This window comes from Kouleothrix sp. 19917, from assembly GCF_057073505.1.
This window is the reverse complement of sequence record NZ_CP097099.1, coordinates 4,186,107-4,210,051: the sequence shown is the minus strand read 5'-3', so window position 1 is coordinate 4,210,051 and position 23,945 is coordinate 4,186,107. Positions and strand designations below refer to the sequence as shown.

Sequence of the window (23,945 nt, the reverse complement as noted above, 5' to 3'; positions counted from 1 at the left end):
CTGGTAGTTTCTTGCTGCTAATCGTCCATCGCAACCCCCAATCGTACATTGCCATGGGGTGAGCGATGGTCAGCCTGCTTATCGTTTCGCACAGCGCACAGCTCGCCGCCGGAGTTCGGGAATTCACCAGCCAGGTCGCGGGCGCGGGCGTCCAGATAATGGATGCTGGCGGCACCGACGATGGCGCGCTCGGCACCAGCATTGGCCGCATCCAGCAGGCGCTGGAACAGATCGCATCGCCCGATGGCACGCTTGTGCTGGTGGACCTGGGCAGCGCCGTGCTGAGCGTGGAGATGGCGATCGAGGCGCTTGGGGCCGACGCAAAGGTGCAGATCAGCGACGCGCCACTGGTGGAGGGAGCCTACCTCGCCGCGCTCGAGGCCGCCGCCGAGGCCAGCCTGGACGAAACCGCCGCCGCCGCGCTTCAGGCGCGCGAGATGGTCAAAATTCACAGCTAGGGCACTTTCAGCGCGGGGATTAGGGGTTAGGGAATAGGGTTTGGTGATTGCAATGCAGAAACTCTTCCCTGATTTCCGCATCGCTTTTTGCTCATGCACTAGAACATTTCACGCTCAGGAAATCCACAGATTGCACAGATTGTATGTCGCGACCGACCGCTCTCTGTGTAATCTGTGGAGACCTCAGTTCTGGGTTCTGACCTACGCAATACGCCTTTCTCGATGCCGCAGTTCTGCGGTTCTGCGGTTCCGAAGTTCCGCTCTAGTTAACCAAAACCACGCTTCCGCGCAATCGCACTCGCCCAATTCATGCGAAGGAACCCACACAATGACCGAAGCAACGCTCACCATCACCAACGCGGTCGGGCTCCATGCGCGGCCAGCAGCCATGTTCTACAAGAAAACCCGCGAGTTCAAAAGCAAAATTACCATCCAGAACCTGAGCCGCGAAGGCGGCAAAGAATTGCCCGTCAGCCCATTCAACCTGCTGCAAATGGGCGTGCTGCAAGGCCATCAGGTGCGCCTGCGTGCCGAGGGCGACGACGAGCAAGCCGCAATCGACGCGCTGACGCAGATAATTGCCGATAATTTCGGCGAAGAATAACACCCCACAAACACTATCCAACGAGGTACCCGCAATGCCAACCCAGCTCCATGGGGCCGGCGGCGCGCCCGGCATCGCGATCGGGCGCGCCGTTCGCTATCTTCCGGCCGCCCCCGCGCCCGCTACTGCCGACGCCAGCCCCGCCGCCGCGCTCGAACGCTTTGCCGAAGCCCAGGCCCGCGCAATCGACTCGTTCAACGCATTGGGCGAGCGCCTGCGCGCCGAAGGCCGCCCCGACGAGGCGGGCATTTTCGAGGCCCAGGCGCTGCTGCTCGACGACCCGTTTCTGACCGAGGAAGTTGGGCGGATGGTGCAGGAAGAAGGCACGCCGCTGGAAGACGCGATCAGCGCCACCACCGGGCAGATGCGCGCCGCCATGGAAGCGCTCGACGACCCGTACATGCGCGAGCGCGCCGCCGATATGGATGCGCTCGGCCACGCCCTGCTTGGCGCGCTGCGTGGCGACACGGGCGGCCTGGGCGACCTGCCGCCCGGCGCGATCATCGTCGCGCCCGACCTGACGCCGGCTGAAACCGCCGGTCTGCGCAGCGGCACGGTTGCCGGTTTCGCCACCGCGTATGGCGGGCCAACCGGGCACACCGCGATTCTGGCCAAGGCGCTCGGCATCCCGGCAGTGGTCGGGCTGGGCGCGGGCGCGCTCGACATTGCCGACGACACTGTGATCATTCTCGATGGCGGCAGCGCCCTGCTGATCGCCGCGCCCGACGCCGATACCCTCGCCGCCTACCAGGCTCGCGCCAGCGGCGAGCGCGCCGCCGACGAGCAGCGCCGCCTGGCCTTCCGCGACCAGCCCGGCCGCCTGGCCGACGGGCGCGCGCTGGGCGTGTGGGCCAACATCGGCAGCCCCGACGAAGCGCAGGCCGCCGCCGACAATGGCGCCGAGGGCATTGGCCTGTTCCGCACCGAGTTTTTGTTCTTTCAGCGCAGCGCCGCCCCCACCGAAGACGAGCAGTACGCCGCCTACCGCGCCGTGCTGGAAGCCCTGGGCACGCGCCCGGTGGTCATTCGCACGATTGACATTGGCGGCGACAAACCCGTGCCCTACATCGACATGCCGCACGAAGCCAACCCCTTTCTCGGCATCCGCTCGCTCCGGCTGTGCATGCAGCGGCCCGACCTGTTCACCACCCAGTTGCGGGCGCTGCTGCGCGCGGCCGTGCATGGCGATCTGTGGGTGATGCTGCCGATGGTTGCCACGCTCGACGACCTGCGCTGGGGCCGTGCGCAGCTTCAACACGCCGCCGCCGCGCTCGCCGCCGAGGGCGTGCCGCACCGCGCCGACGTGCGCGTGGGCATCATGATTGAAACGCCCGCCGCCGCCGTCACCGCCGATGCGCTGGCGCGTGAAGCCGCCTTTTTCAGCATTGGCACAAACGACCTGACGCAATATGCCATGGCTGCCGACCGCGGCCAGCCCGACCTGGCGCGGCGCTACCCGCACGACTCGCCAGCGGTGTTTCGCCTGATTGCTATGGCCGCCGAGGCCGCGCACCGCGCCGGCATCCCGATTGGCGTGTGCGGCGACCTGGCCGGATCTCCCGCCGCCGCCGCTGCCTTTGCGGGCCTGGGTATCGACGAGCTGAGCATGAGCCCGCCCGACGTGCCTAAGATCAAGGAGCAATTGCTGAGCATCACGCCAGAAATGGCGGCAGACGCGGCGGCCCGCGCCCAGCAAGCCGAGTAACCAATGCTTGAACCGCCCAACCTGCCAATTGCAACACTCGCGGCTGCTGTGCGCGGCGAATACGGCTTGAACATCGCGGAGATCGCGTTTCTGCCGCTTGGCGCCGACCCCGACACCGCGATTTTTCGCGCCGAAGCCGTCGACGGGCGGGCTTATTTCGTGAAGCTGCGCAGCGGCGTGTTTGACGACATTGTTGTGGCGGTGCCGCAAGCCCTCGCCGCGCAGGGCATCGAGCACCTGCTCGCGCCAATTGCGGCGCGCAGCGGCGTGGCACACACCCGCCTGGGCGCGTTCGCCGTGATCGTCTACCCTTTTGTGGCGGGCGAAAACGCCTACAGGCGCGACTTCACCGCGCAGCACTGGCGCACGCTTGGCGCGACACTCCGGCGCATCCATACCGCCGAATTGCCGCCCGCGCTCGTGGCGCGCATTCCGGTGGAAACGTACCCCGCCGCCGCCCGCGACCGCCTGACCGCCTTGCTCGATCAGCTCGCTACCATCGTCCCGCCCGACGACGTAGCCGCCGCGCTGCTGGCCTTTCTGCGCCCGCGCCGCGCTGTGGTGCAGGATCTGGTTGAGCGGGCCGAGCGCCACGCCCAGGCCCTGCGCGCCAGCCCGCCCGCGCCCGTGCTGTGCCACGCCGACCTGCATGCCGGCAATGTGCATATCACGCCGGACGGCGAGCTCTATATCATCGACTGGGACACGCTGATCGGTGCGCCCAAAGAGCGCGACCTGATGTTTGTTGGTGGCGGGCTGGGTTTTCGCGGCCACACGCCCGCCGAAGAAGCGGAATATTTCTACGAAGGCTACGGCCCCGCGCCAATCGACACGCGCGCGCTGGCCTACTACCGCTACGACCGAATCGTGCAGGATCTGGCGATCTACTGCGGCGATCTGCTCACCAGCGGCGCTGGCGGGGCCGACCGCGCGCAGGCACTGCTTTACACGCAATCGAACTTCGCGCCCGGCGGCACGATCGAGCGCGCCTACGCAGCAGAAAGCGATGAACTGCCCACACGCTAGCCGCCGCGCCAGCCGTTTTTGGTAATACCCGCGCTGTATATTTTCTTTACCACTTTCCGCGCACGATCGTGGTGGCAATTGCGCCTGAATGCGCCGCCAGCAGAGCAGGAACAGCCCACGATGGCCCGTGAAACTCAACGCCGCACGATTGTAATTGCGGCAGCCACCCACACCATTGGTCTTCTCGTTAGTAAATTCCTCAATCAATACCTCAAGGCCACGACGTGCCTGATCCACACCTCGGGTGTTGATGTGCTGGATAGCATGGCGCGCCTGGACATTGACCTGATCATCACCGACGAGTGGCTGAGCGACATGAATGCCTATGATCTCGGCCAGGCGATCAAGGGCGCGCGCCCACGCCTGCCGGTGATCGTGCTGACCGCCCTGGCAACCCCGACAATTCACGAAGGTATTCAGCGCGGCTTGTTCGATGGCATCCTGGTCAAACCGCTTCAGGTTGCGCAACACGCCGACGCCAGCACGGCTGCGCTTGCCATAAGCGCATAGACGGCACAGGCGATTCCTCGGGGCCGGCAGCGCGTCTGCCGGCCCTTTGCGTTGCTTGCCGCAACTGCAGCATCCACAAACTTTCTCAATCGCTTCCTCACAATCTCTAAACACCTGTTTGCTACCATAGCTCCATCAAACGAAACACGCGCCATCTGGCACGACAGTAACGATGGAGAAGGTTATGCAAACATCAGTTCCATTTCCACGCACGCGCACTCCTGCGGGCGCACAGCGCCCCAAGCGGCGCTGGGTTCGCTGGCTAATCGCGCCGGTGCTGGTTGCGCTTCTGGCCGGCGGCGCGCTCTGGTGGCGCTCGTCGCAGCAGAGCAGCACCACCACCACCAGCACCGGGCAGGTCACCCAGGGCGATCTGGCCGTGACGGTCAGCGGCAGCGGCACCGTCGCAGCGGCCCGCACCGTTGAAGTGCCGTTTCAGCAGGCCGGCACCGTCACCTCGGTCGATGTCGCCATCGGCCAGCAGGTGACCGCCGGGCAGCAGCTAGCCACCATCGATACCACAACCCTGAAGCTTGCACTTCAGCAGGCGCAGGCCAACCTCAAGGCCGCGCAGGCCAGCTACGCCAAGGTGCAAGACGGCAGCGCCACCGCCGCCGACATCGCCAGCGCGCAGGCCTCGCTCACCAGCGCCGAGGCGCAGCTTCAGCAGACCAAAAGTGGCACCGCCACTGCCGCCGACATCGCCAGCGCCAAGGCCTCACTCGCCAGCGCGCAGGCCAAGCTCGACGCGCTGAAGAACCCCGACGCAGCCAGCCTGCAGGCCGCCCAGTCGAAAGTTGACCAGGCGCAAACCAGCCTGGAAAGCACGCGCAACAGCGCCTCACAGGCCAAAACCAGCGCGGAGATACAGCTTCAGAATGCGGTAAACTCGCTCACGCAGGCCCAGTCGAAGTACTCGGTGGCGCTGCAGAACTGGCAGTATGTGCAATCCACTGGCAACGACCCGGTTACGCCCACCAAGACCAATTCGCAGGGCAAGGCGGTGGCGAACACCCTGAACGACGCCCAGCGCCAGCAGTACTACGACGCGTTTGTGCAGGCGCAGGCATCGCTTGACAGCGCGCAGAACAGCGTGCAGCAGGCGCAACTGTCCTACGACAGCGCCCGCCAGAGCGAGGTGACGTCGGTGCAGCAGGCCGAGCAAACGCTTGCCAGCGCGCAGGCCGACCTGAACGTGCTGAAGAACCCCAGCCAGAGCGATCTGATCCAGGCGCAGGCGACCGTGACACAGGCGCAGGCTAACCTGACCAACCTGACGCAGGGTGGCACCGCCGCCGCTATCGCCCAGTCGCAGGCGAGCGTGACGCAGGCGCAATCGAACCTCGACAGCCTGACCGCGCCCGCCACCGACGCCGACCTGACCTCAGCAGAGGCCAGCGTGCTCCAGGCGCAAGTTACTGCCGACACGGCCGAGCGCAACCTGGCTGCGGCCACGCTCACTGCTCCGTTCGATGGCGTGGTCTCGGCAGTGAATGTCGTCGAGGGCAGCACAATCAGCTCCGGCACCAGCGCAGTGACGGTTGTCGACCAGAGTACGATGCACGTGGAAGTGAGCCTGAGCGAAAGCGACGCCGCCAAAGTGCAGGTGGGCCAGCCCGTCACGCTGAGCTTCGACGCCCTGACCGACACGACCTTGCAGGGCAAAGTCACCTCAATCGCGCCGGTGGCCACGACATCGCAAAATGTGGTGACCTACGCCGTGCAGATTGAGTTCAACCCCGGCGACGCAGCGGTGAAGGTGGGCATGAGCACGACGGCGGACATCCAGGTCGAGCAGGCTGCGGGCGCGCTGCAAGTGCCAACCCGCGCAATCACGACCAGCGGCGAAAGCAAGACCGTGACGCTGCAGCAGGGCAACACCACCATCAGCGTGCCGGTGACCACCGGACTGGTGAGCAACGGCAAAACCCAGATCGTCAGCAGCGGCGGGAATGGTGTGGCGGCGCTGAAGGCCGGCGACGTGCTGGTGATTGGCGGTACGACGACCACCACAAGCAGCTCGACGACGTCCACCCGTTCGACCAACCTGGGCGGCCTGACTGGTGGGCCGAGTGGACCGCCGCCCGGACAATAATCTATAGCAGTTTGCAGTCGGCAGGATGCAGGAGGCAGTGATTTTTCCGCTTTACAATGCGTTTATCTCCAGCACCTGAATGTTCAATCGTTCTGCAAATCGCTATAGTCCATCCAAAGCGAAGCGCGCGTGCATGCCACGCGCGCTTTGTCGTTTCTACATACCGAACACATCGCTCCCTAACAATCTTTGAATAAGTTCTTGCTACCCTAGCAGCAGGTCAACAACGGAGGAGAAAGACCATGCAGACAATGATCCAGGTGCGCGACCTGCGCAAAACCTACCAGATGGGCGACATCACCGTGCCTGCGCTGCGCGGCGTGAGCTTTGATATTGCGCGCGGCGAGTTTGTGGCGATTATGGGCCCGTCGGGCTCGGGCAAATCCACCCTGATGAACCTGCTCGGCTGCCTCGACACGCCCGAAAGCGGCCAGTACATCCTCGACGGTCTGCCGGTCGACCAGATCGACCGCGACCTGCTGGCGGCGGTGCGCAACCGCAAAATCGGCTTTGTGTTCCAGCAGTTCAACCTGCTGCCGCGCCAGACTGCGCTGGAAAATGTCGCGCTGCCGCTGATCTACCTCGGCGGCGTAAGCGCCGAAGAGCGCGAAGCGCGCGCGCAGGAAGTGCTGGAGCTGGTGGGCCTGGGCGAGCGGCTCGATCACCGGCCCAAGCAGCTTTCCGGCGGCCAGCAGCAGCGCGTCGCGATTGCCCGCGCGCTGGTCACCCGCCCGGCGCTCTTGCTGGCCGACGAGCCAACCGGCAACCTCGATTCGAAATCGAGCATCGAGATCATGGCGCTGTTCAAAGAGCTGAATGACCAGGGCATCACCGTGGTGCTGGTGACGCACGAGCCCGACATCGCAGCGCACGCGCGCCGCGTGCTGACCGTGCGCGACGGCCTGCTCGACAGCGATGTGCAGAATACGCCGCACGACACGCCCGCTGCCCCAGGCGTGCCCCACAGCGCGCCAGCCCTTCGAATCACGCGGCGGCCCTCGATCACCAATCGCGCGCCGGCCTTTGCAATGCGGAGAACATCATGAGCACAGTTGAGAATATTTTTGGCGCGGCCGGCGACGCCAGCGCCTCGCAGGACGAACAGTTGGTCGATCTTGAGTCGGGTGGCATCAGCACCGGCGAAACCGCGCGCATCGCCCTGCGCAGCCTGGTGGCGAACAAACTGCGCTCGCTGCTCACTGCTCTCGGCATCATCATCGGCGTGGCGGCAGTTGTCGCCCTGATGGCAATCGGCCAGGGCTCGCAGGCCTCGATCACGTCCACCATCACCGCGAATGGCGCAAATCTGCTGACCGTGCGCTCGGGCGCGAGCAACTCTGGCGGCGTTGGCGGCGGCGTTGGCAGCAGCCAGACGCTCACCACCGCCGATGCCGAGGCGCTGGCCGACGTGAATAATGTTCCCGATGCCAGCCTGGTTTCGCCCGAGTACAATGGCAACGGCCAGCTTGTGGCGGGCAGCCTGAACACCAGCGCCCAGATCGTCGGCGCGACGCCCAGCTACCTGGAAGTGCATAACGCCAGCGTCGCCACGGGCGACTTCATCACCGACGAAAACGAAAGCAGCCGCGCCAGCGTGGTGGTGCTGGGCGCGAATGTCGCCACCACGCTCTTCCCCGACGGCGACGCGGTCGGCCAGTCGATCCGCATCAGCGGCCTGAAGTTCACGGTTGTGGGCGTGCTGGCCTCGAAGGGCGGCAGCGGCTTCGGCTCGACCGACGACGGCGTGATTGTGCCGCTGAGCACGGCGCAGCGCACCTTGTTCGGCGGGCGCGCGATCAGCGGCGGCTCCGCGCTGGTGTCGAGCATTGCCATTCAGGCAAAAGATTCCGAGAGCGTTGACGCGGCGCTGGGCGAAATTCAGCAGACCCTGCGCACGCAGCACAACCTGGCGGAAGATGGCAGCGCCGACGACTTCAGCGTGATCAATCAGCAGGATCAGCTCGACAGTCTGACCTCGACGACCCGCACGCTGACGCTGTTCCTGGGCGCAATCGCGGCGATCTCCCTGCTGGTGGGTGGCATTGGCATTATGAATATCATGCTGGTGTCGGTGCGCGAGCGCACCCGCGAGATCGGTCTGCGCAAGGCGCTGGGCGCGCGCGAGGCCGATATCCTCAAGCAGTTTATGCTCGAGGCGCTGACGATCAGCCTGGTGGGCGCGCTGATCGGCCTGACGGCGGGCCTGCTGATTGCGTTTGGCGTGAATATCAGCGGGCTGATCAGCGCGGTGCCCAGCGCAAGCTCGGCGCTGATGGCGGTGGGCTTTGCGGTGGCGGTGGGGCTGGGCTTTGGCATTGCGCCTGCGCGCAGCGCTGCCCGCCTCGACCCGATCGAGGCGCTGCGCTTCGATTAGGGGCTTCGCTCGTCTGGGCGGACCTGTCTGGGCGGACTTGTCTGGGCGGACCTGTCTGGGCGGACCTGTGTGTCCGCCCCTCCGCCCCTGTTCCTCATTTCAGCACATGCTGCTCGGGCCGCAAGGCCGCTGGGGTTTGTATTTTCAAGGCAGTACTAGCCCTAAGCGCAGCTTGCTCAGGCCGCAAGGCCGCTGGGGCTTCCCGCCCCAGCACCCCGGCCAGGAGCTTCGCCCCTGGACCCGAAAGGGAAGCCATACCAGGTTCAACGACAATTGCTCATGCCTCCGTTGTGCCTGCCGCTGGCATCTGACGATCAATCGTGTACTGGTTTGCAGTTCTGCCGCAAGGCATGACAATTCGAGCACATGCTGCTCGGGCCGCAAGGCGCTTTTGTATCCAAGCAGTGCCACCTTCAAACCAGCTTGCTCAGGCCGCAAGGCCGCTGGGGCTTCCCGCCCCAGCACCCCGGCCAGGAGCTTCGCCCCTGGACCCGAAATGAATGTGGGTAGCTATTGCAAAGCTGCGCGGTCATGCCTCCGTTGTGCCTGCCGCTGGCATCTGCCAAATGAATTGGTACTTGCTTCTAGTTCTGCCGCAAGGCATGACAATTCGAGCACCTGCTGCTCGGGCCGCAAGGCGCTTTTGTATCCAAGCAGTACCAGCCCTAAGCGCAGCTTGCTCAGGCCGCAAGGCCGCTAGGGCTCCCGCCCCAGCACCCCGGCCAGGAGCTTCGCCCCTGGACCCGAAATGAATGTGGGTAGCTATTGAAAAGCTGCGCGGTCATGCCTCCGTTGTGCCAAAAATCCGGCAGCGAAAGAGCAAAGAATTCCAATTTTGGAAGTGTTTCAAACTGGCACTTCTTGAATCGTATGATGCCGGCGGCGAGCACCACGGAGGCATGACTGTACGCCATTTTGCCAGCCAATCACGCTCTTTTTGGGGTTCGGGGCAAGGCCCCGACGGCGAGGTGCAGGAGGCTGGCGGCAGCCTCTTGCCGCGGGGTTCGGGGGCGCGTAGCCCCCGATATGATCTCCAAACATCCACATCGGGAACACGGGAGCGAAGCGCCCCGACAAAAAGCCAAACAAGCCTCCGCCGAGGCAAGAGAGCGGGGCACGAGGGCGAAGCGCCCCGACAAAAAGCCAAACAAGCCTCCGTCGAGGCAAAAGATCGGGGCACGGGGGCGAAGCGCCCCGACAAAAAGCCAAACAAGCCTCCGCCGAGGCAAGAGAGCGGGGTTCGGGGGCGAAGCGCCCCGCACCCTTCGATACGCGACTGCGCCGCTACTCAGGATGCGGAATACGGGAGCGAAGCACCGCGAAAAGAAGAAGTAGGGTCGAAGCGCCCCGAAAAACAAACACACATATGTTTGCTATCATGCCGCCGAAACCAATAGACGGAGGTGCACCATGGAATACGTTCGTTTCGGCGGAACCGGCCTGAAAGTCTCGAAGCTGTGCCTGGGCTGCATGACCTATGGCGTGCCCGAGCGCGGCACCCACCCGTGGACGCTCGACGAAGAGCAGAGCCGCCCGTTCATCAAGCGCGCGCTCGAGCTGGGCATCACCTTCTTCGACACCGCCAACAGCTACTCCGACGGCACCAGCGAAGAGATCGTCGGGCGGGCGCTGCGCGATTTTGCCCGGCGCGACGAGGTTGTGATTGCGACCAAGGGCTTCTTCCCGTGGGGCGGGCGCCCGAACCAGGGCGGGCTCTCGCGCAAGGCATTGTTCGCCGCCATCGACGCGAGCTTGCAGCGCCTCGGCACCGACTATGTGGACCTCTACCAGATTCATCGCTGGGACTACGAGACGCCGCTGGAAGAAACGCTTGAGGCGCTGCACGACATTGTGAAGGCTGGCAAAGCCCGCTACATCGGCGCGTCGAGCATGTATGCGTGGCAGTTCGCGCAGGCCCTGTTCACCGCCGACAAGCACGGCTGGACGCGCTTTGTCTCGATGCAGGATTACTACAACCTGCTGTACCGCGAGGAAGAGCGCGAGATGCTGCCCTTCTGCCGCAGCCAGAACATCGCCGTCATCCCCTGGTCGCCCATGGCGCGCGGCAAGCTCACCCGCGACTGGGACGCAGGCAGCGCGCGGCTGGAAACCGACGAAGTGGCGAAACGATTGTACGCCGTGACGGAAACCGCCGACCGCCAGGTTGTCGAGCAGGTGGCGGCGGTGGCGGCGGCGCGGGGCGTGCCGCGCGCGCAGGTGGCGCTGGCCTGGGTGGCGCACAAACCGGGCGTAACCGCGCCGATCATTGGCGCAAGCAAGATGCAGCACCTCGACGATGCCGTGGCCGCGCTTGAGCTCAAGCTCAGCGACGACGAGCTGGCCGTGCTGGAAGCGCCCTACCAGCCGCACCCGGTGCTTGGATTTCAGTAGTTTCACACAACGCTCATACTTTCTATAGCACATCCTCATCGTTTCTTAAAAATAGCTTGCTATACTCCTGGCAGAACACAGACAAACGCCGGCGCGGCAGCCCACACTGCCGCGCCAGCCACACACAGCCCGCCCTGCGTAAGAGGCCAGCGCGCCAAAACGAACTTCGGCACTTGCCCCGGCCCGCCCCATTCGCTTCTGAAATCCCCACTTTTCCGCTTGCATCGTCTTACGCAAGGTCATACACGGCGCCGCCAGAAACTGGCGGCGCCGCTGCGTTGGCGCGGCATTCATCACCCTCTAATGAAAATTGCCACCAAAAGCCATGCACGCCGGGGAGTGGTGGTCTATAATACCGCCCAATCTCCACGAGGGCTGTTCCATTCTCGCACCACTCGCCCTCCGCTGTCGCTAGCCGTTCCGTAGCATGGGGAACGCTATGAGTGAACCACCCGCACCACGCGCATCCTTTCGCGAGCGCCTCGGCCGCGCGCGCACTCAGGCGCGTCGTGCCGTGCCTTTCCTCGGCGGCGTTGTTGCTGCCTTCGTGGCGCTGCTGGTGTACCGTGTGCTACTGCCCCCGCCCGCGCCGCTCTCCGCCCAGGACGTCCACACCGACATCATGAACACCATGGCCTCGGCCACGCCCGCGCCGGCCTACTCCGCGCTGGTCTACCAGGTCATCCGCCCGTCGCTGGTGCTGATCGAAACCGGCGCGGATGGCACCAGCAACGGCTTTGGCAGCGGCGTAGTCGTGAGCGACCAGGGCGACATTCTGACCAGCCTGCATGTCATTGCCGACGCCGACGCGATCAAGCTCACCTTCCCCGATGGCACCGAGTCGGGCGCGATTGTGATGGCCGAGCAGCCCGAGCACGATATTGCCGTGCTGCGCGCCACCAAACCGCCCGCGCAGCTCGTGCCGGCCACGCTGGGCAACCCCAACGCCATGCACGTCGGCGACGAAGCCTACGCGGTCGGCCACCCGCTCGGCCTGTACGGCTCGATGAGCGCGGGTGTCATCTCGGGCTTCGACCGCGCGTTTCGCCCACCCAACGGCGGCGAACCCCTGCGTGGCCTGATTCAGGTCGACGCTGCGATCAACCCCGGCAACTCGGGCGGGCCGCTGCTCAACCGCTACGGGCAGGTCATCGGCATTGTGGCCGGCATTGTCAACCCAACCGACCAGGATGTGTTTATTGGCATTGGCTTCGCGGTGCCGATCGACGTGGCGGGCGGGGCGGCCGGCGCGCCACCGTACTAACGGTTGGAAAGTTAGAAAGTTGGAAGGTTGCAGGTTGGCGGTGGCGACCGCCCGAGGGTTTAGGGTCTGGGGTTTTGGGATTGAACCTGCAACATTGAAACCTGCAACATTCAAACCCGTAACCTGCAACCTGCAACCTGCAACCTGTAACCTGCAACATTCAAACTTGCAACCTGCAACATTCAAACTTGCAACCTGCAACCTGCAACCTGCAACCTGTAACCTGCAACATTCAAACTTGCAACCTGCAACATTCAAACTTGCAACCTGCAACATTCAAACTTGCAACCTGCAACCTGCGAACAGGCGTATCGCATACGCCCCGGCTGCAACCTGCGAACGGGCGTATCGCATACGCCCCGGCTGCCAACCTGCAAACTCAACACTAGCCCTACACAGAAGGGATGACTGATGGAGCAACGCACCAACCCCGAAAGCCGCCGGATGATGGAACAGCTGCTGTACGAGGTCAAAAAGGTGATCGTCGGGCAGGACAACCTGCTGGAGCGGCTGATTGTGGCGCTGCTGGCGCGCGGGCACATCCTGGTAGAAGGCGTGCCCGGCCTGGCGAAAACCATGGCGATCAAAACGCTGGCGGAAGCGATCGGCGGCGAGTTCAAGCGCATCCAGTTCACGCCCGATCTGGTGCCGGCCGACCTGGTTGGCACGCGCATTTACAACCAGAAAAGCGGCGAGTTCAACACCGCGCTTGGCCCCGTCTTCACCAACCTGCTGCTGGCCGACGAGATCAACCGCGCGCCGGCCAAGGTGCAGAGCGCGCTGCTCGAAGTGATGCAGGAGCGCCAGGTGACGATCGGGCGCGAAACCTTCCAGGTGCCGAATCCCTTCCTGGTGCTGGCCACGCAAAACCCAATCGAGACCGAAGGCACCTACCCGCTGCCCGAGGCGCAGGTCGACCGCTTCATGCTCAAGGTGCTGGTGGGCTACCCTTCCACCACCGAAGAATTCGTGATTGTGGAGCGCATGACCGGCGTGCTTCAGGCGGTGCAGCGCGTGCTCAGCACCGACCAGCTTGTGGCGCTGCAAAAAGAAACTGCCGCCGTGTATGTCGACCCGGCGCTGATCGAGTATGCCGTGCGCATGGTTGCCGCCACGCGCGCGCCGCAGGAGCATGGCGCGAAAGAAGTGGCGCACTACCTGATGTTTGGCGCAAGCCCGCGCGCCTCGATCAACCTCATTCTGGCGGCGCGCGCGCTGGCCTTTGTGCGCGGGCGCGGCTACGCCCTGCCGCAAGACGTGCGCGACCTCGCGTTCGACGTGATCCGCCACCGCCTGGTGCTTTCCTACGAAGCGCTTTCCGACAACGTCAGCGCCGACGATGTGCTGCACAAGATTCTGGATCGCATTCCAGTGCCGGAGGTACCCCTGCATGAGCGCGCCCGCTTCCGCACCCTCGCCTGAGCGCATCCTCCAGCGGCTCGACTGGCAGGTGATTCGCCGGCTCGACGGGCTGCTGCAGGGCGACTATCGCACACTCTTTCGCGGCCACGGCATCGATTTTGCCGACCTGCGCGAATACCAGCCAGCCGATGACATTCGCTACATCGACTGGAATGTGACTGCGCGCATGGACACGCCCTATGTGCGCGAGTACGTCGAAGATCGCGAGATCAGCGCGTGGTTCCTGCTCGACATGAGCCCCTCGATGGACTTTGGCCCGCTGCACAGCCACAAGCGCAGCATGCTGGTCGATTTCACCGCGACGCTTGCGCGCCTGCTGACGCGCCAGGGCAATCGCGTTGGCGCGATCTTCTATGGCAGCCAGGTTGCGCAAACCATCCCGGCGCGCACGGGCCGCCAGCAGGTGCTGCGCCTGGTGAACGATATGATCAGGCAGCCGCAGCTGCCGCGCGCGCCCTTTACCAGCCTTGCGCCGCTGCTGGAAGCCGGGCTGCGCACCATCCGGCGGCGCTCGCTGGTGTTTGTGATCTCCGATTTCATTAGCGAGCAGGGCTGGGAGCGCCCGCTGCGCCTGCTCGGCCAGAAGCACGACGTGGTGAGTATTCGCCTGTGGGATCCACGCGAGCGCGAGCTGCCCGATGTCGGCCCGATCATTCTGGAAGATGCCGAAACCGGCGAGCAGCTCTACGTCGACACGCACGACAAGCGCTTCCGCCAGCGCTACGCCGAGGCGGCGCAGCAGCGTGAAGCCGTGCTGCAAACCAGCTTCAAGCGTGCCGGCGCGGATGCACTGGCCCTTTCGACCGAAGAAGATTTGGTGCACGCGATTGTGCGCTTCGCGGCGCTGCGGCGGCGGCGCAAGTTTTAGAACAGTTTGCAGTCGGCAGTATGCAGTGGGCAGTTGCGTTTTCCACGCTGGAAGGCGTTTCTCGCCGCTCGGTGCGTGGTCAATTGGTCTGCAAACCGCATAAACCAGGAAATGCGCACCCTTCGATACAGCCCTTCGGGCTTAACAGGATGCGCCTGTCTGATGGCTCCTTGACCCGGTAGAAAGCGGTGCCTGGCGCACTGGAAATGGACCGGCCTATGTCGTTTATCTGGCCCGCAATGCTCATTCTTATCGCGCTCGCCCCGCTGGCCGCGCTGTTCTACCGGCGCCTGCTGCGCCGCCGCGAGCGCGCAATCAGCAGCTTTGGCGCGCTGGGGCTGGCTCAGGCCGCCAGCCAGCGCGGCGGGCGACGGCGCGCCATCCCGCCCACGCTATTTCTGCTCGGCCTGACGATCCTGCTGGCTGCGCTGGCCCGCCCCGAAGCGCCAATTTCTCTGCCACGCATCGAAGGTACTGTCATCTTGGCCTTCGATGTGTCGGGCAGCATGGCCGCCGAAGACATGACGCCTACGCGCATGGAAGCAGCCAAAGCCGCCGCGCGCGAGTTTGTGCAGCACCAGCCCACAACCGTGCGCATTGGCGTGGTGGCGTTCAGCGACAGCGGCTTTGCGGTGCAGGCGCCTTCCACCGATCAGGCTGCTATTCTGGCGGCAATCGACCGGCTGGCCCCACAGCGCGGAACGTCGCTCGGCCAGGGCATGGCGACCTCGCTCAACGTGCTCGATGCTACCAAGAAGCCGGCGCAGCGCCTGTACAGCACGCTCGAAACCACACCAACGCCCGCGCCGGTGCCGGCCGGTTCGGAAAAATCGACCGCGATTGTGCTGCTGACGGATGGCGAGAACAACGCCAACCCCGATCCGCTGGAAGTCGCGCTGGCCGCTGCCGACCGGGGCGTGCGTATCTACGCGGTTGGGCTGGGCAATCCCGCTGGCACCGACCTGCATGTGAACGGCTTCACCGTGCACACCCAGCTCGACGCGGCGCTGCTCCAGCAGATCGCCGAAACGACTGCCGGGAACTATTACAACGCCCAGCAACAGGACGACCTGCGCGCGGTGTACGACGATATCGACTTGCAGCTGGTGGTACGGCCCGAGAAGATCGAGATCACGGCACTGTTTGCGGCGGCTGGTGTTGTGCTGCTGCTTGCCGGCGGGCTGCTTTCGATGCTGTGGTTTGGCCGCGTGCCGTAGAGTAGTGCGTAGTGCGTAGTGCGTAGTGCGTGGTGCGTAGTGCGTGGTGCGTGGTGCGTGGTGCGTAGTGCGTAGTGCGTAGTTCTGTTGCAGTTGCAGGTTTACAGGTTGCAAGTTGCAGGTTCTGCGATTCTGCGGTTCCGTGGTTCTGTGGTTCTGTGGTTCTGCGGTTCCGTGGTTCTGTTGCAGTTGCAGGTTTACAGGTTGCAAGTTGCAGGTTCTGCGGTTCTCGCCCTTCGATACGCGCTGCGCGCTACTCAGGACGCGGTTCTGCGGTTCTCGGTTCTGCGGTTCCGTGGTTCTGTTGCAGTTGCAGGTTTACAGGTTGCAAGTTGCAGGTTCTGCGGTTCTCGCCCTTCGATACGCGCTGCGCGCTACTCAGGACGCGGTTCTCGGTTCTGCGGTTCTGCGGTTCCGTGGTTCTGTGGTTCTGCGGTTCTCGGTTCTGCGGTTCCGTGGTTCTGTTGCAGTTGCAGGTTTACAGGTTGCAAGTTGCAGGTTCTGCGGTTCTCGCCCTTCGATACGCGCTACTCAGGACGCGGTTCTGCGGTTCCGTGGTTCTGTGGTTCTGTGGTTCTGCAGTTCCGTGGTTCTCGGCTCTCGGCTCCACATTCTGGAGGTTCGCGATGGCATGGCTTTGGCCCGGATTTCTGTTTCTGCTGGGCATCATTCCGCTGCTGATCGCCGGCTACGTCTGGATGCTGCGGCGGCGCAAGCGCGTGGCGGTGCGCTTCTCAAGCCTCTCGCTGCTGCGCGACGCCCTGCCCAAAAGCTCGCGCTGGCGGCGGCACGTGCCCTTTGCGCTGTTTGTGCTGGCGCTCACGGCGCTGCTGGTGGCGCTGGCGCGGCCTGTGGCGGTTGTGAGCGTGCCGGCCGGCAAGACAACCGTGATCCTTGCGATCGATGTGTCGCGCAGCATGCGCGCCACCGACATCGCGCCCAGCCGCCTGGAGGCCGCCGAGGCCGCCGCGCTCTCGTTTGTGCAAAGCCAGACAACCACGACGCAGATTGGGATCGTGGCCTTTGCCGGCTTTGCCGAAATGATCCAGCCACCGACCACCGACCAGGAATCGCTGGAGCTGGCGATCACAAGCCTGACCACCGGGCGCGGCACGGCTGTCGGCAGCGGCCTGCTTGAAGCGATCGACGTGATCTCGCAGATCGATCCGTCCGTTCCGCCCACTGTGCGCGACGACTCGGTTGGCCCGCCGCCCGCGCCAGTGCCGAAAGGCGCGTATGCCCCCGCCATTGTGGTGGTGCTGACCGATGGCGTAAGCACCACTGGCCCGCCGCCGCTGGAAGCCGCGCAGCAGGCGCTCGACCGTGGCTTGAAGGTGTATACGATTGGCTTTGGCACCGAGAATGGCGGTATCCCATTTGGCGGGCCGGGGCGCGACCTGCAGGGCGGAGGTGGTGGCGGTGGTGGCGGGAACTTTGGCGGCTTCCGACGCGGCATCGACGAAGACACCCTGCGCGAAATAGCCGACATGACTGGCGGCGAGTATTATTCCGCCGAAAGCGCGAACGAGCTGCAAACTGTGCTGCAGGATCTGCCAACCTCGCTGATCATGCGCACCGAATTGACCGAGCTGAGCGTGTTCTTCACCGCTGCGGGCGCGCTGCTGGCCGCGCTGGCGATTGGGCTGGCGCTGCTGTGGCACCCGCTGCCGTAGCTGCCGACGAAGGACCGAGGACGAAGGACGAACGAACGGGCGCATCGCATTCGCCCCCAGAAGCACCCTGCGAACGGGCGTATCGCATACGCCCTGGCAGCACCCTGCGCACGGGCGTATCGCATACGCCCTGGCAGCACCCTGCGAACGGACGCATCGCATACGCCCTGGCAGCACCCTGCGAACGGGCGTATCGCATACGGCCCGGCAGCACCCTGCGAACGGGCGTATCGCATACGCCCTGGCAGCACCCTGCGAACGGGCGTATCGCATTCGCCCCCAGCAGCACCCTGCGAACGGGCGTAGCGCATACGCCCTGGCAGCACCCTGCGAACGAGCGTATCGCATACGCCCTGGCAGCACCCTGCGAACGGGCGTATCGCATACGCCCTGGCAGCACCCTGCGAACGGGCGTATCGCATACGCCCTGGCAGCACCCTGCGAACGGGCGTATCGCATACGCCCTGGCAGCACCCTGCGAACGGGCGTATCGCATACGCCCTGGCAGCAACCCGCAACCCTTCCCACGCGCATCTACTCCCGCACCACCTTGCCCAGCGGCGACATGCGCGCGCTGCTGCGCGGCTTGGGCGGGTTGAGCAGCGGCAGCGGCACGCCCAGCTCGAAGCTGTGCGAGGCGACGCCACTGGCGGCCAGACGCGCGGCGAGCGGCGCGGCCTGCGTTGCGGCGGGCGTGAGCAGCAAGGCCAGCGCGCCGCCACTATGGTGCCCCTGCCAGCTTGCCAGCGCGGGCAGCCACGCGCCATCCAGCGCCGGGGTGATCACCGCCAGCGCCGCGCCGGCTGTTTCGCTGGCGCGGGCGGCATGCCCCTGGCGCAGCAGCTCGGCCAGCGGTAATGCACCCGTGGCGCGGGCATCGACCAGCGCGCCCAGGATGCGCCAGAGCTGGCGCGGCCCCAGGCCCGGCATCACCAGCCGGCGCTGCCCGTCGTCGGCCAGCAAGCCCACAGCCCGGCCCTCGGCCAGCGCCTGCGCCGCCAGCGAGCAGGCCAGCACCACCGCCAGCTCCAGCGCCGACGCAGCCGGTGCCAGCGTCAGGCTGGCCTCGACGACGCTGCGCTGGAATGCGCCCAGGCGGTTGCGCACGTCGTACACTGCGTCGTCGCCGCGCGGCGCGTGCGTGGCTGCGCTGGGCCGGGGCGCGGCGTCGGCGGCGGCGTAGGCAGGCGCATGCAGGTCGAGCGCGATCCAGAACGCCCCGGCGCGCTCCTGATCGAACTCCTTGATCATCAGCTTGTCGGTGCGCGCTACTGTGGGCCAGTGGATGCGGCTGGGCGGGTCGCCGGGCGCGTACTCGCGCAGGCCGCCAACGCTGGGCGTGACATTGAGCTGAAGCAGGTCGGCGTGGGCCAGGCCACCGCGCCGCCCTTGCGGCACCAGCAGCGGCGGCAGGCGTACCAGCGGCGGGTAGATCACAATCTGGCGGGCATGCGTGTCGCGCCACGAGTAGCGGAACAGCCCGAATGGGTCGCCCAGCGTTGCGGTGAGCGGGCCAAGCGTGTAGACCCCGCGCTGCGTGCAGTTCGCCGTGGTCTGCCACTGCTGCGTGGCCCCGGCAGCGGCGGCCACCACGCGCCGGCCAGTGTAGCCCGGCAAGGTCGAGGCGTCGTCGAGCTCGAGCCAGAGCAGCGGCAGCGGCGCGCGATTTTCAACCAGCCACGCCTCGGCCAGCTCGTCGCCCACCTGCGCCCACTCGGCCAGCAGCTGCCGGCGCAGCGCCACCCGCGGCCCCAGCACGCGCACCCAGCAGTACATCGTCAGCGCCAGCAGCAGCCAGCCGTAGGCCAGCACAAACAGGCCCTGGTAGGGCGCGACGAGCGCCAGCGCCAGGGCAAGCGGGCCGAGCAGCAGCGCCAGCGGCTGGGCCGGTCGTAGCCGCCCATCCATGCTGAGCCAGCGCCACGCGCGCGCCCACAGGTTCTTCAGCGAAGCGTTGTGCATGGGCGCGATCGTACCACGAAACGGCAGGGCGTGGGGTGGAAGCGGCGGGAATATTCACCGCAAAGAACGCAAAAGGCGCGAAGGAGCGGGCAGTTGGCAGTTGGCAGGGGGCAGGAGGCAGGGGGCAGGGGGGCAGGGGGCAGGGGGCAGGAGGCAGGAGGCAGTTGGCAGTTGGCAGGGGGCAGGGGGCAGGGGGCAGGGGGCAGGGGGCAGTTGGCAGGGGGCAGGGGGCAGTTGGCAGGAGGCAGGAGGAATGACGAGCAACCTGCAACCACACGAGGGTTTAGGGTCTGGGGTTTTGGGATTGGGTCTGCAACCTTCAAACTTGCAACCTATAAACCTTCAACTTAGCTCTCCGTGCCTCTGCGCCTCTGTGGTGAGCAACTCGGTCGTCCGGCGGTCGCGGCTAGAGGTTGAGACCCAGCGCCTGCATTAGGCCGACGCTAAAGGTAAAGCAGCACCAGAAGGTCAGCAGCGCGACCAGGCCAATGCCGGCGGCCAGCAGAATCGGCAGCCAGCGCGCGCGACCATGCGTCTGCTCAATCCGCGTCTGCAAGCGGTCGAATGCGACATAGCAGCCATACAGTGTGGCAGTGCAGATCAGAATCATCAGCAGGGGCAGAAGAATTGCGGCGTTCATTTATACCAGTTAGGCAGCAGGCAGAAAGCAGCAGGCAGCGGGCAGTTGGCAGTCGGCAGGAGCTTGTGCTGCGTCATAGTGCGTAATGCGTAGTGCGTATATTCAAATATCGCTCAGGCTTTGCACAAGTTCCCTGCCGAAGCTCCCATCTCCCATCCCCTAACCCCTGCGCTGTCAGCGTTACGGCCGGATGCGGCGCAGGATCGCCGTAAGCCGGTCGTAGTCGTCTTTCAGCAGCGAGGCGACTTCGCGGCCGGCATACACCAGGTAGGCGCGCTCGGCGTCGCCGGGCGGGCGGGCGCGGGCGGCGGCGCGGATCACGGCGGCCAGCAGCTCGTCGCTGGGGATCTGGTAGGCGAACAGAATTGTGCGGAAGAAATCGGTGGTTTCGGTGAAGGCCGCCAGCTCGGCGGAATCGCACTCGTAGACGCTGTAGTGCACCGGCGGCGGCTGCGGCGGCAGGTACTGGTAGGTGCGCCCGCCTTCCACAAAGCCCACGGTAATGGCCGAAAACTCGGTTTGCAGCACCTCGGCCAGGTCGGGGTGCTCCTGGTAGATCTCGGCGTCGTACAGCTCGCGCCCGCTGTAGGTGCGCCCGCGCACCAGCGCGCGCCCGCCCGGCTCTTTGCTGCCCGTGCGAATTTCGTACACCAGGCCAATTACGGCCATGCCCTCCGAGCGCGCCTGTGCGCGCACCAGCGCGCCAAACGGCGGCGCGGCCAGCAGTTCGTAGGCACCGGCGGTGAAGCTGGTGGTAGTTGATTCGATGACTTCGCCGATACGTGTTGGCATAGTGTTCTTGATGCAGTGGCTGAACTGCGCCGCTTCTTCGTGCTGGCGCGGCGCTATTATAACACGGGCGTTCGCCTGCTGTGCCTATGGCTCGCGCTTGATCAGCAGCAGGGTCATGTCGTCAGATTGGGGCGCGCCGCCCACAAAGGCGTCAACCACCTCGACCAGCCGCTCGACCAGCGCGGCGGCGGGCAGATCCGCATGGGCGCGCACGGCATCCAGCAGGCGCTGATCGTCGAACAGCGTGCCGCTGGCGTCCATCGCCTCGGTGATGCCGTCGCTAAAGCACAGAAGCATGTCGCCGCGCGCGATCGTGGTGTCGCGCATCTCGTAGTGCTGCTGCGGCACAATGCCCAGCGGCAAGGAGCTGCTTTCGAGTTCGCTGCGCAGCACGCCACCCGGCCCAAACAGCATGGGCGAGTTGTGGCCGGCGTTGACATAGCGCAATGCGCCGCTGTGGGTGTTGAGCTGCCCGTAGAACAGCGTGATGAACATATGGCTGGCGCCGTGCTCGGTGGCGATATAGTCGTTGGTCAGGCCAATCGTGTCGGCCAGCGGTGCGGCCTGCGCGCTGCCGCCATGCTGAAATGCTGCCGGCGCAAGCGAGGCCGCGCGCACCAGGCTGCGCGTCAGCGCCACAAACAGCGCGGCCGGCACGCCCTTTCCGCAGGCGTCGGCTACTACCAGCCCGAGGTCGCCGCCCGGCAGCGGGATGCAGTCGAAGAAATCGCCGCCGACCTCATGCGCGCCGCGATTGTAGGCCGCGAGCTGCCAGCCAGCCGGCTGCGGCAGCTGGCGGGGCAGAAAAAGCTTCTGGATGCGGCGCGCAACTGCCAGCTCTTCCTCGATCCGGCTCAGGCGAATGCGCTCGGCCTGCGCGGCCTGAAGCTCGTCGTAGGCGCGCGCCAGCTCGGCGTGCTTGGCGGCCATGTCGTCGATCATGTTCTGGCTGGTGCGGCGCAGGCGCGTAGTCGTGCTGCGCAGCAGGTCGAGCGTGAGCGCGGGGTTGCTGTGCAGCAGGGCCACAAACGCGCCTTTGTCGAGCACGGCCACGTGGGTTGCGGCGCGGGCGCGCGCGGTTGCCGAGCGCGGGCTGCCGTCGATCAGCGCCATTTCGCCGATGATCTGGCCGGGCCGGCAGATCTCAAGCTGCAGCTCGAAATCGCCCAGGTGCGCTACCACATCCAGCTCGCCGCCGAGCACGACATAACATGTTTCAGCAACGTCGCCCTGCGCGAACAGCAGCTCGCCAGCCGCAAGCTGCTGCTCGGTCACGCGGGCGGCCAGCTGCGCCAGCCGCTCGTCGGCCATGCCCTGGAACAGCGCCAGGCCGCGCATACGCTCAAACACGGTGATGCTCCGCCCGCTTCACAATCGTCAGCGCATTCCAGCCCGTCGCGGCGTCGTGCCGGTAGCTCAGCTCGTCGGCCAGCTCGCGCACCAGAAACAGGCCCAGCCCGCCCACGCGCCGGTGCGCAAGATCGGAAGAAAGGTCGGGCGGCGGGGCGGTGCGCGGGTCGAAGGGGGCGCTGCGGTCGCAAATTTCCATGCGCAGCACGCCCGCTTCCAGCAGGCATGTCACGCGCACCGGGCCGTTTTCGCCCGCGCCGTAGCCGTATTTAATCAGGTTTGTGGCGATTTCTTCGATGGCAAGGCGCAGCAGGTATTCCTGCTCGGACTGGAGCGCAAGCTCGCGCTCGGCCTCATCAACAAAGCGGGAAAGTTGAATCAAGCCGGCATCGTTGGCTTGCACTTCGATTGAATGGTGCATTGCGTTCGCTTTCCGTCGCCACCTGGCCGGTATTATTAGGATAGCACAGAACGCAAATGCTCGCGTGGGGGGGCCCGGCACGCAGGTCGGCCCGAACAAAAGCACGCAGGTCGGCCCGAACAAGATGCACGCAGGTCGGCCCGAACAAGATGCACGCAGGTCGGCCCGAACAGTGTATGGTAGGTCGCAAGGGCCAGGTTAAAGGCCAAAAAATTCATCCACAGATTACGCAGATTGCGCAGATTGGAAACCTCATATCTGCGTAATCTGCGCAATCTGTGGATCGATCTCGTTTTCTATTCCAACGTAGACAAGGCCTTGCCGACACGCAGGTCGGCCCGAACAGGGGAAGCGGCGCGTGGCAATGTGCTATAATGCCTCGCAATGCGCACACTGGTGGCAAGAAGGGAGCTTTGATGAGCTGGTGGCTCGGGTTTGGCGCGGCTGTGCTGGCGCTGGCCCTGCTGCTCTACTGGCTGATCATTGTGGGCGAAGGCACCTACCTGGGCCGCGGTGCGGTGCGCTTTATCTACCAGCGCGGGGCCAGTTTTTACGACGACGTGCGCCAGCCGGTGGTCGCCAGCGATGCGATCACGCTCGTTCCGCTGCTTCAGGGTGCGCTGGCAGGAATAGCCGCGGCGCGCGTGCTGGATGTGGCCACTGGCACTGGCCGCGTGCCGCTGCTGCTGGGCAGGGAACCGTGGTTCGGTGGCACAGTCTGCGGGATTGATATTGCGCCGGCCATGCTGGTGCGCGCGCGGGCGAAGATCGCGGCGGCTGGCTTGAGCGCGCGGGTGGAACTGCGCCTGGGCGATGCCGGCGCGCTGCCCTGGCCCGACGCCAGCTTTGACATGGTGGTGTCGCTGGAGGCGCTTGAGTTCTTCCCGCGCCCGCGCCGCGCCCTGGCCGAAATGGCGCGCACGCTGCGGCCGGGCGGCACGCTGCTGGTGAGCAAATATCCCGACGCCTGGGCGCGCACGCTGCCCCTCAAAGGGCTGACGCGACGGCACATGCGGCGCACGCTGGCCTGCGTGGGCGTTGAGGTGCTGGAATTTCGCACCTGGCAACCCGGCCATTATGAGCTAACAATCGCGCGCAAACAGTAGATTATGACTAAAAACGAACGACGAATGACGAACGACGAATGACGAACGACGAAGCCAGTCTGGTCAT

At 65.2% G+C, this 23,945-nt stretch carries 20 protein-coding genes; 15 read left to right on the top strand and 5 right to left on the bottom strand.

The genetic code is table 11. The features are described from left to right. The first annotated feature begins 65 nt into the window (after window positions 1-65). The 14 genes from dhaM to M1P90_RS17150 all read left to right on the top strand — a co-directional run bounded on the left by dhaM (window position 66) and on the right by M1P90_RS17150 (window position 17,607). Window positions 66-458, top strand: coding sequence for a dihydroxyacetone kinase phosphoryl donor subunit DhaM (dhaM, locus tag M1P90_RS17215; protein ID WP_483704413.1), 393 nt, complete (start codon window positions 66-68; stop codon window positions 456-458). Between the two features lie 328 nt (window positions 459-786). After that, complete coding sequence (locus M1P90_RS17210; RefSeq protein WP_483704411.1) at window positions 787-1,062, top strand: HPr family phosphocarrier protein; 276 nt, start codon at window positions 787-789, stop codon at window positions 1,060-1,062. Between the two features lie 34 nt (window positions 1,063-1,096). Next, complete coding sequence (gene ptsP / locus M1P90_RS17205) at window positions 1,097-2,767, top strand: phosphoenolpyruvate--protein phosphotransferase (RefSeq protein ID WP_483704409.1); 1,671 nt, start codon at window positions 1,097-1,099, stop codon at window positions 2,765-2,767. A gap of 3 nt (window positions 2,768-2,770) precedes the next feature. Beyond that, window positions 2,771-3,793 carry a phosphotransferase gene (locus M1P90_RS17200; protein WP_483704407.1) on the top strand — a complete coding sequence of 341 codons (1,023 nt, stop codon included), beginning with the start codon at window positions 2,771-2,773 and terminating at the stop codon, window positions 3,791-3,793. A gap of 120 nt (window positions 3,794-3,913) precedes the next feature. Beyond that, entirely contained in the window at window positions 3,914-4,303 is a 390-nt protein-coding gene (locus M1P90_RS17195) for a response regulator (RefSeq protein ID WP_483704405.1), read from the top strand. Between the two features lie 184 nt (window positions 4,304-4,487). Beyond that, the gene (locus M1P90_RS17190; RefSeq protein WP_483704403.1) at window positions 4,488-6,398 is read left to right on the top strand and encodes an efflux RND transporter periplasmic adaptor subunit; all 1,911 of its coding nucleotides are present in this window, start codon (window positions 4,488-4,490) and stop codon (window positions 6,396-6,398) included. A gap of 242 nt (window positions 6,399-6,640) precedes the next feature. Next, complete coding sequence (locus M1P90_RS17185) at window positions 6,641-7,444, top strand: ABC transporter ATP-binding protein (protein ID WP_483704401.1); 804 nt, start codon at window positions 6,641-6,643, stop codon at window positions 7,442-7,444. After that, on the top strand, window positions 7,441-8,772 hold the full coding sequence (locus tag M1P90_RS17180; protein ID WP_483704399.1) for an ABC transporter permease: 1,332 nt from the start codon (window positions 7,441-7,443) through the stop codon (window positions 8,770-8,772). Before M1P90_RS17185 ends, M1P90_RS17180 begins: the two co-directional genes overlap by 4 nt. 1,410 nt (window positions 8,773-10,182) lie before the next feature. After that, on the top strand, window positions 10,183-11,163 hold the full coding sequence (locus M1P90_RS17175) for an aldo/keto reductase (RefSeq protein WP_483704397.1): 981 nt from the start codon (window positions 10,183-10,185) through the stop codon (window positions 11,161-11,163). Window positions 11,164-11,602: 439 nt separating this feature from the next. Next, the gene (locus M1P90_RS17170; RefSeq protein WP_483704395.1) at window positions 11,603-12,427 is read left to right on the top strand and encodes a S1C family serine protease; all 825 of its coding nucleotides are present in this window, start codon (window positions 11,603-11,605) and stop codon (window positions 12,425-12,427) included. A 411-nt stretch (window positions 12,428-12,838) separates the two neighbouring features. Then, the gene (locus tag M1P90_RS17165; protein WP_483704393.1) at window positions 12,839-13,849 is read left to right on the top strand and encodes an AAA family ATPase; all 1,011 of its coding nucleotides are present in this window, start codon (window positions 12,839-12,841) and stop codon (window positions 13,847-13,849) included. Continuing rightward, a complete protein-coding gene (locus tag M1P90_RS17160; RefSeq protein WP_483704391.1) occupies window positions 13,818-14,717 on the top strand; it encodes a DUF58 domain-containing protein in 900 nt (299 codons plus the stop codon). Before M1P90_RS17165 ends, M1P90_RS17160 begins: the two co-directional genes overlap by 32 nt. Window positions 14,718-14,935: 218 nt before the next feature. Then, window positions 14,936-15,934 (top strand): vWA domain-containing protein, encoded by a 999-nt coding sequence (locus tag M1P90_RS17155; RefSeq protein WP_483704390.1) that lies wholly within the window; start codon window positions 14,936-14,938, stop codon window positions 15,932-15,934. Window positions 15,935-16,560: 626 nt separating this feature from the next. Then, window positions 16,561-17,607: a VWA domain-containing protein gene (locus M1P90_RS17150; RefSeq protein ID WP_483704388.1), complete on the top strand. Its 1,047-nt coding sequence runs from the start codon at window positions 16,561-16,563 to the stop codon at window positions 17,605-17,607. 534 nt (window positions 17,608-18,141) lie between these two features. On the opposite strand, the gene M1P90_RS17145 is transcribed toward M1P90_RS17150, so the two are convergent. The 5 genes from M1P90_RS17145 to M1P90_RS17125 form a co-directional block, all read right to left on the bottom strand. Further along, on the bottom strand, window positions 18,142-19,569 hold the full coding sequence (locus M1P90_RS17145) for a DUF58 domain-containing protein (RefSeq protein ID WP_483704386.1): 1,428 nt from the start codon (window positions 19,567-19,569) through the stop codon (window positions 18,142-18,144). A 406-nt stretch (window positions 19,570-19,975) separates the two neighbouring features. Further along, the gene (locus tag M1P90_RS17140) at window positions 19,976-20,209 is read right to left on the bottom strand and encodes a hypothetical protein (protein ID WP_483704384.1); all 234 of its coding nucleotides are present in this window, start codon (window positions 20,207-20,209) and stop codon (window positions 19,976-19,978) included. A 180-nt stretch (window positions 20,210-20,389) separates the two neighbouring features. After that, window positions 20,390-21,001, bottom strand: a complete 612-nt coding sequence (locus M1P90_RS17135) for an HAS-barrel domain-containing protein (RefSeq protein WP_483704382.1) — start codon at window positions 20,999-21,001, stop codon at window positions 20,390-20,392. Window positions 21,002-21,085: 84 nt separating this feature from the next. Then, entirely contained in the window at window positions 21,086-22,351 is a 1,266-nt protein-coding gene (locus tag M1P90_RS17130; protein WP_483704380.1) for a PP2C family protein-serine/threonine phosphatase, read from the bottom strand. Next, window positions 22,344-22,772, bottom strand: coding sequence for an ATP-binding protein (locus M1P90_RS17125; RefSeq protein ID WP_483704378.1), 429 nt, complete (start codon window positions 22,770-22,772; stop codon window positions 22,344-22,346). Before M1P90_RS17125 ends, M1P90_RS17130 begins: the two co-directional genes overlap by 8 nt. A gap of 416 nt (window positions 22,773-23,188) precedes the next feature. Here M1P90_RS17125 and M1P90_RS17120 point away from each other — a divergent pair, with 416 nt between their 5' ends. Next, window positions 23,189-23,878, top strand: a complete 690-nt coding sequence (locus M1P90_RS17120) for a class I SAM-dependent methyltransferase (protein WP_483704376.1) — start codon at window positions 23,189-23,191, stop codon at window positions 23,876-23,878. Window positions 23,879-23,945 lie beyond the last annotated feature (67 nt).

Excerpts from the sequence above, each read along its gene's own strand:
- M1P90_RS17120 (WP_483704376.1), top strand. The coding sequence starts at position 23,189 with ATGAGCTGGTGGCTCGGGTTTGGCGCGGCTGTGCTGGCGCTGGCCCTG.
- M1P90_RS17165 (WP_483704393.1), top strand. The coding sequence starts at position 12,839 with ATGGAGCAACGCACCAACCCCGAAAGCCGCCGGATGATGGAACAGCTG.
- dhaM (WP_483704413.1), top strand. The coding sequence starts at position 66 with ATGGTCAGCCTGCTTATCGTTTCGCACAGCGCACAGCTCGCCGCCGGA.
- M1P90_RS17175 (WP_483704397.1), top strand. The coding sequence starts at position 10,183 with ATGGAATACGTTCGTTTCGGCGGAACCGGCCTGAAAGTCTCGAAGCTG.
- M1P90_RS17135 (WP_483704382.1), bottom strand. The coding sequence starts at position 21,001 with ATGCCAACACGTATCGGCGAAGTCATCGAATCAACTACCACCAGCTTC.
- M1P90_RS17200 (WP_483704407.1), top strand. The coding sequence starts at position 2,771 with ATGCTTGAACCGCCCAACCTGCCAATTGCAACACTCGCGGCTGCTGTG.
- M1P90_RS17150 (WP_483704388.1), top strand. The coding sequence starts at position 16,561 with ATGGCATGGCTTTGGCCCGGATTTCTGTTTCTGCTGGGCATCATTCCG.
- M1P90_RS17190 (WP_483704403.1), top strand. The coding sequence starts at position 4,488 with ATGCAAACATCAGTTCCATTTCCACGCACGCGCACTCCTGCGGGCGCA.
- M1P90_RS17140 (WP_483704384.1), bottom strand. The coding sequence starts at position 20,209 with ATGAACGCCGCAATTCTTCTGCCCCTGCTGATGATTCTGATCTGCACT.
- M1P90_RS17185 (WP_483704401.1), top strand. The coding sequence starts at position 6,641 with ATGCAGACAATGATCCAGGTGCGCGACCTGCGCAAAACCTACCAGATG.
- M1P90_RS17195 (WP_483704405.1), top strand. The coding sequence starts at position 3,914 with ATGGCCCGTGAAACTCAACGCCGCACGATTGTAATTGCGGCAGCCACC.
- M1P90_RS17210 (WP_483704411.1), top strand. The coding sequence starts at position 787 with ATGACCGAAGCAACGCTCACCATCACCAACGCGGTCGGGCTCCATGCG.
- M1P90_RS17155 (WP_483704390.1), top strand. The coding sequence starts at position 14,936 with ATGTCGTTTATCTGGCCCGCAATGCTCATTCTTATCGCGCTCGCCCCG.
- M1P90_RS17125 (WP_483704378.1), bottom strand. The coding sequence starts at position 22,772 with ATGCACCATTCAATCGAAGTGCAAGCCAACGATGCCGGCTTGATTCAA.
- M1P90_RS17180 (WP_483704399.1), top strand. The coding sequence starts at position 7,441 with ATGAGCACAGTTGAGAATATTTTTGGCGCGGCCGGCGACGCCAGCGCC.
- M1P90_RS17145 (WP_483704386.1), bottom strand. The coding sequence starts at position 19,569 with ATGCACAACGCTTCGCTGAAGAACCTGTGGGCGCGCGCGTGGCGCTGG.
- ptsP (WP_483704409.1), top strand. The coding sequence starts at position 1,097 with ATGCCAACCCAGCTCCATGGGGCCGGCGGCGCGCCCGGCATCGCGATC.
- M1P90_RS17160 (WP_483704391.1), top strand. The coding sequence starts at position 13,818 with ATGAGCGCGCCCGCTTCCGCACCCTCGCCTGAGCGCATCCTCCAGCGG.
- M1P90_RS17170 (WP_483704395.1), top strand. The coding sequence starts at position 11,603 with ATGAGTGAACCACCCGCACCACGCGCATCCTTTCGCGAGCGCCTCGGC.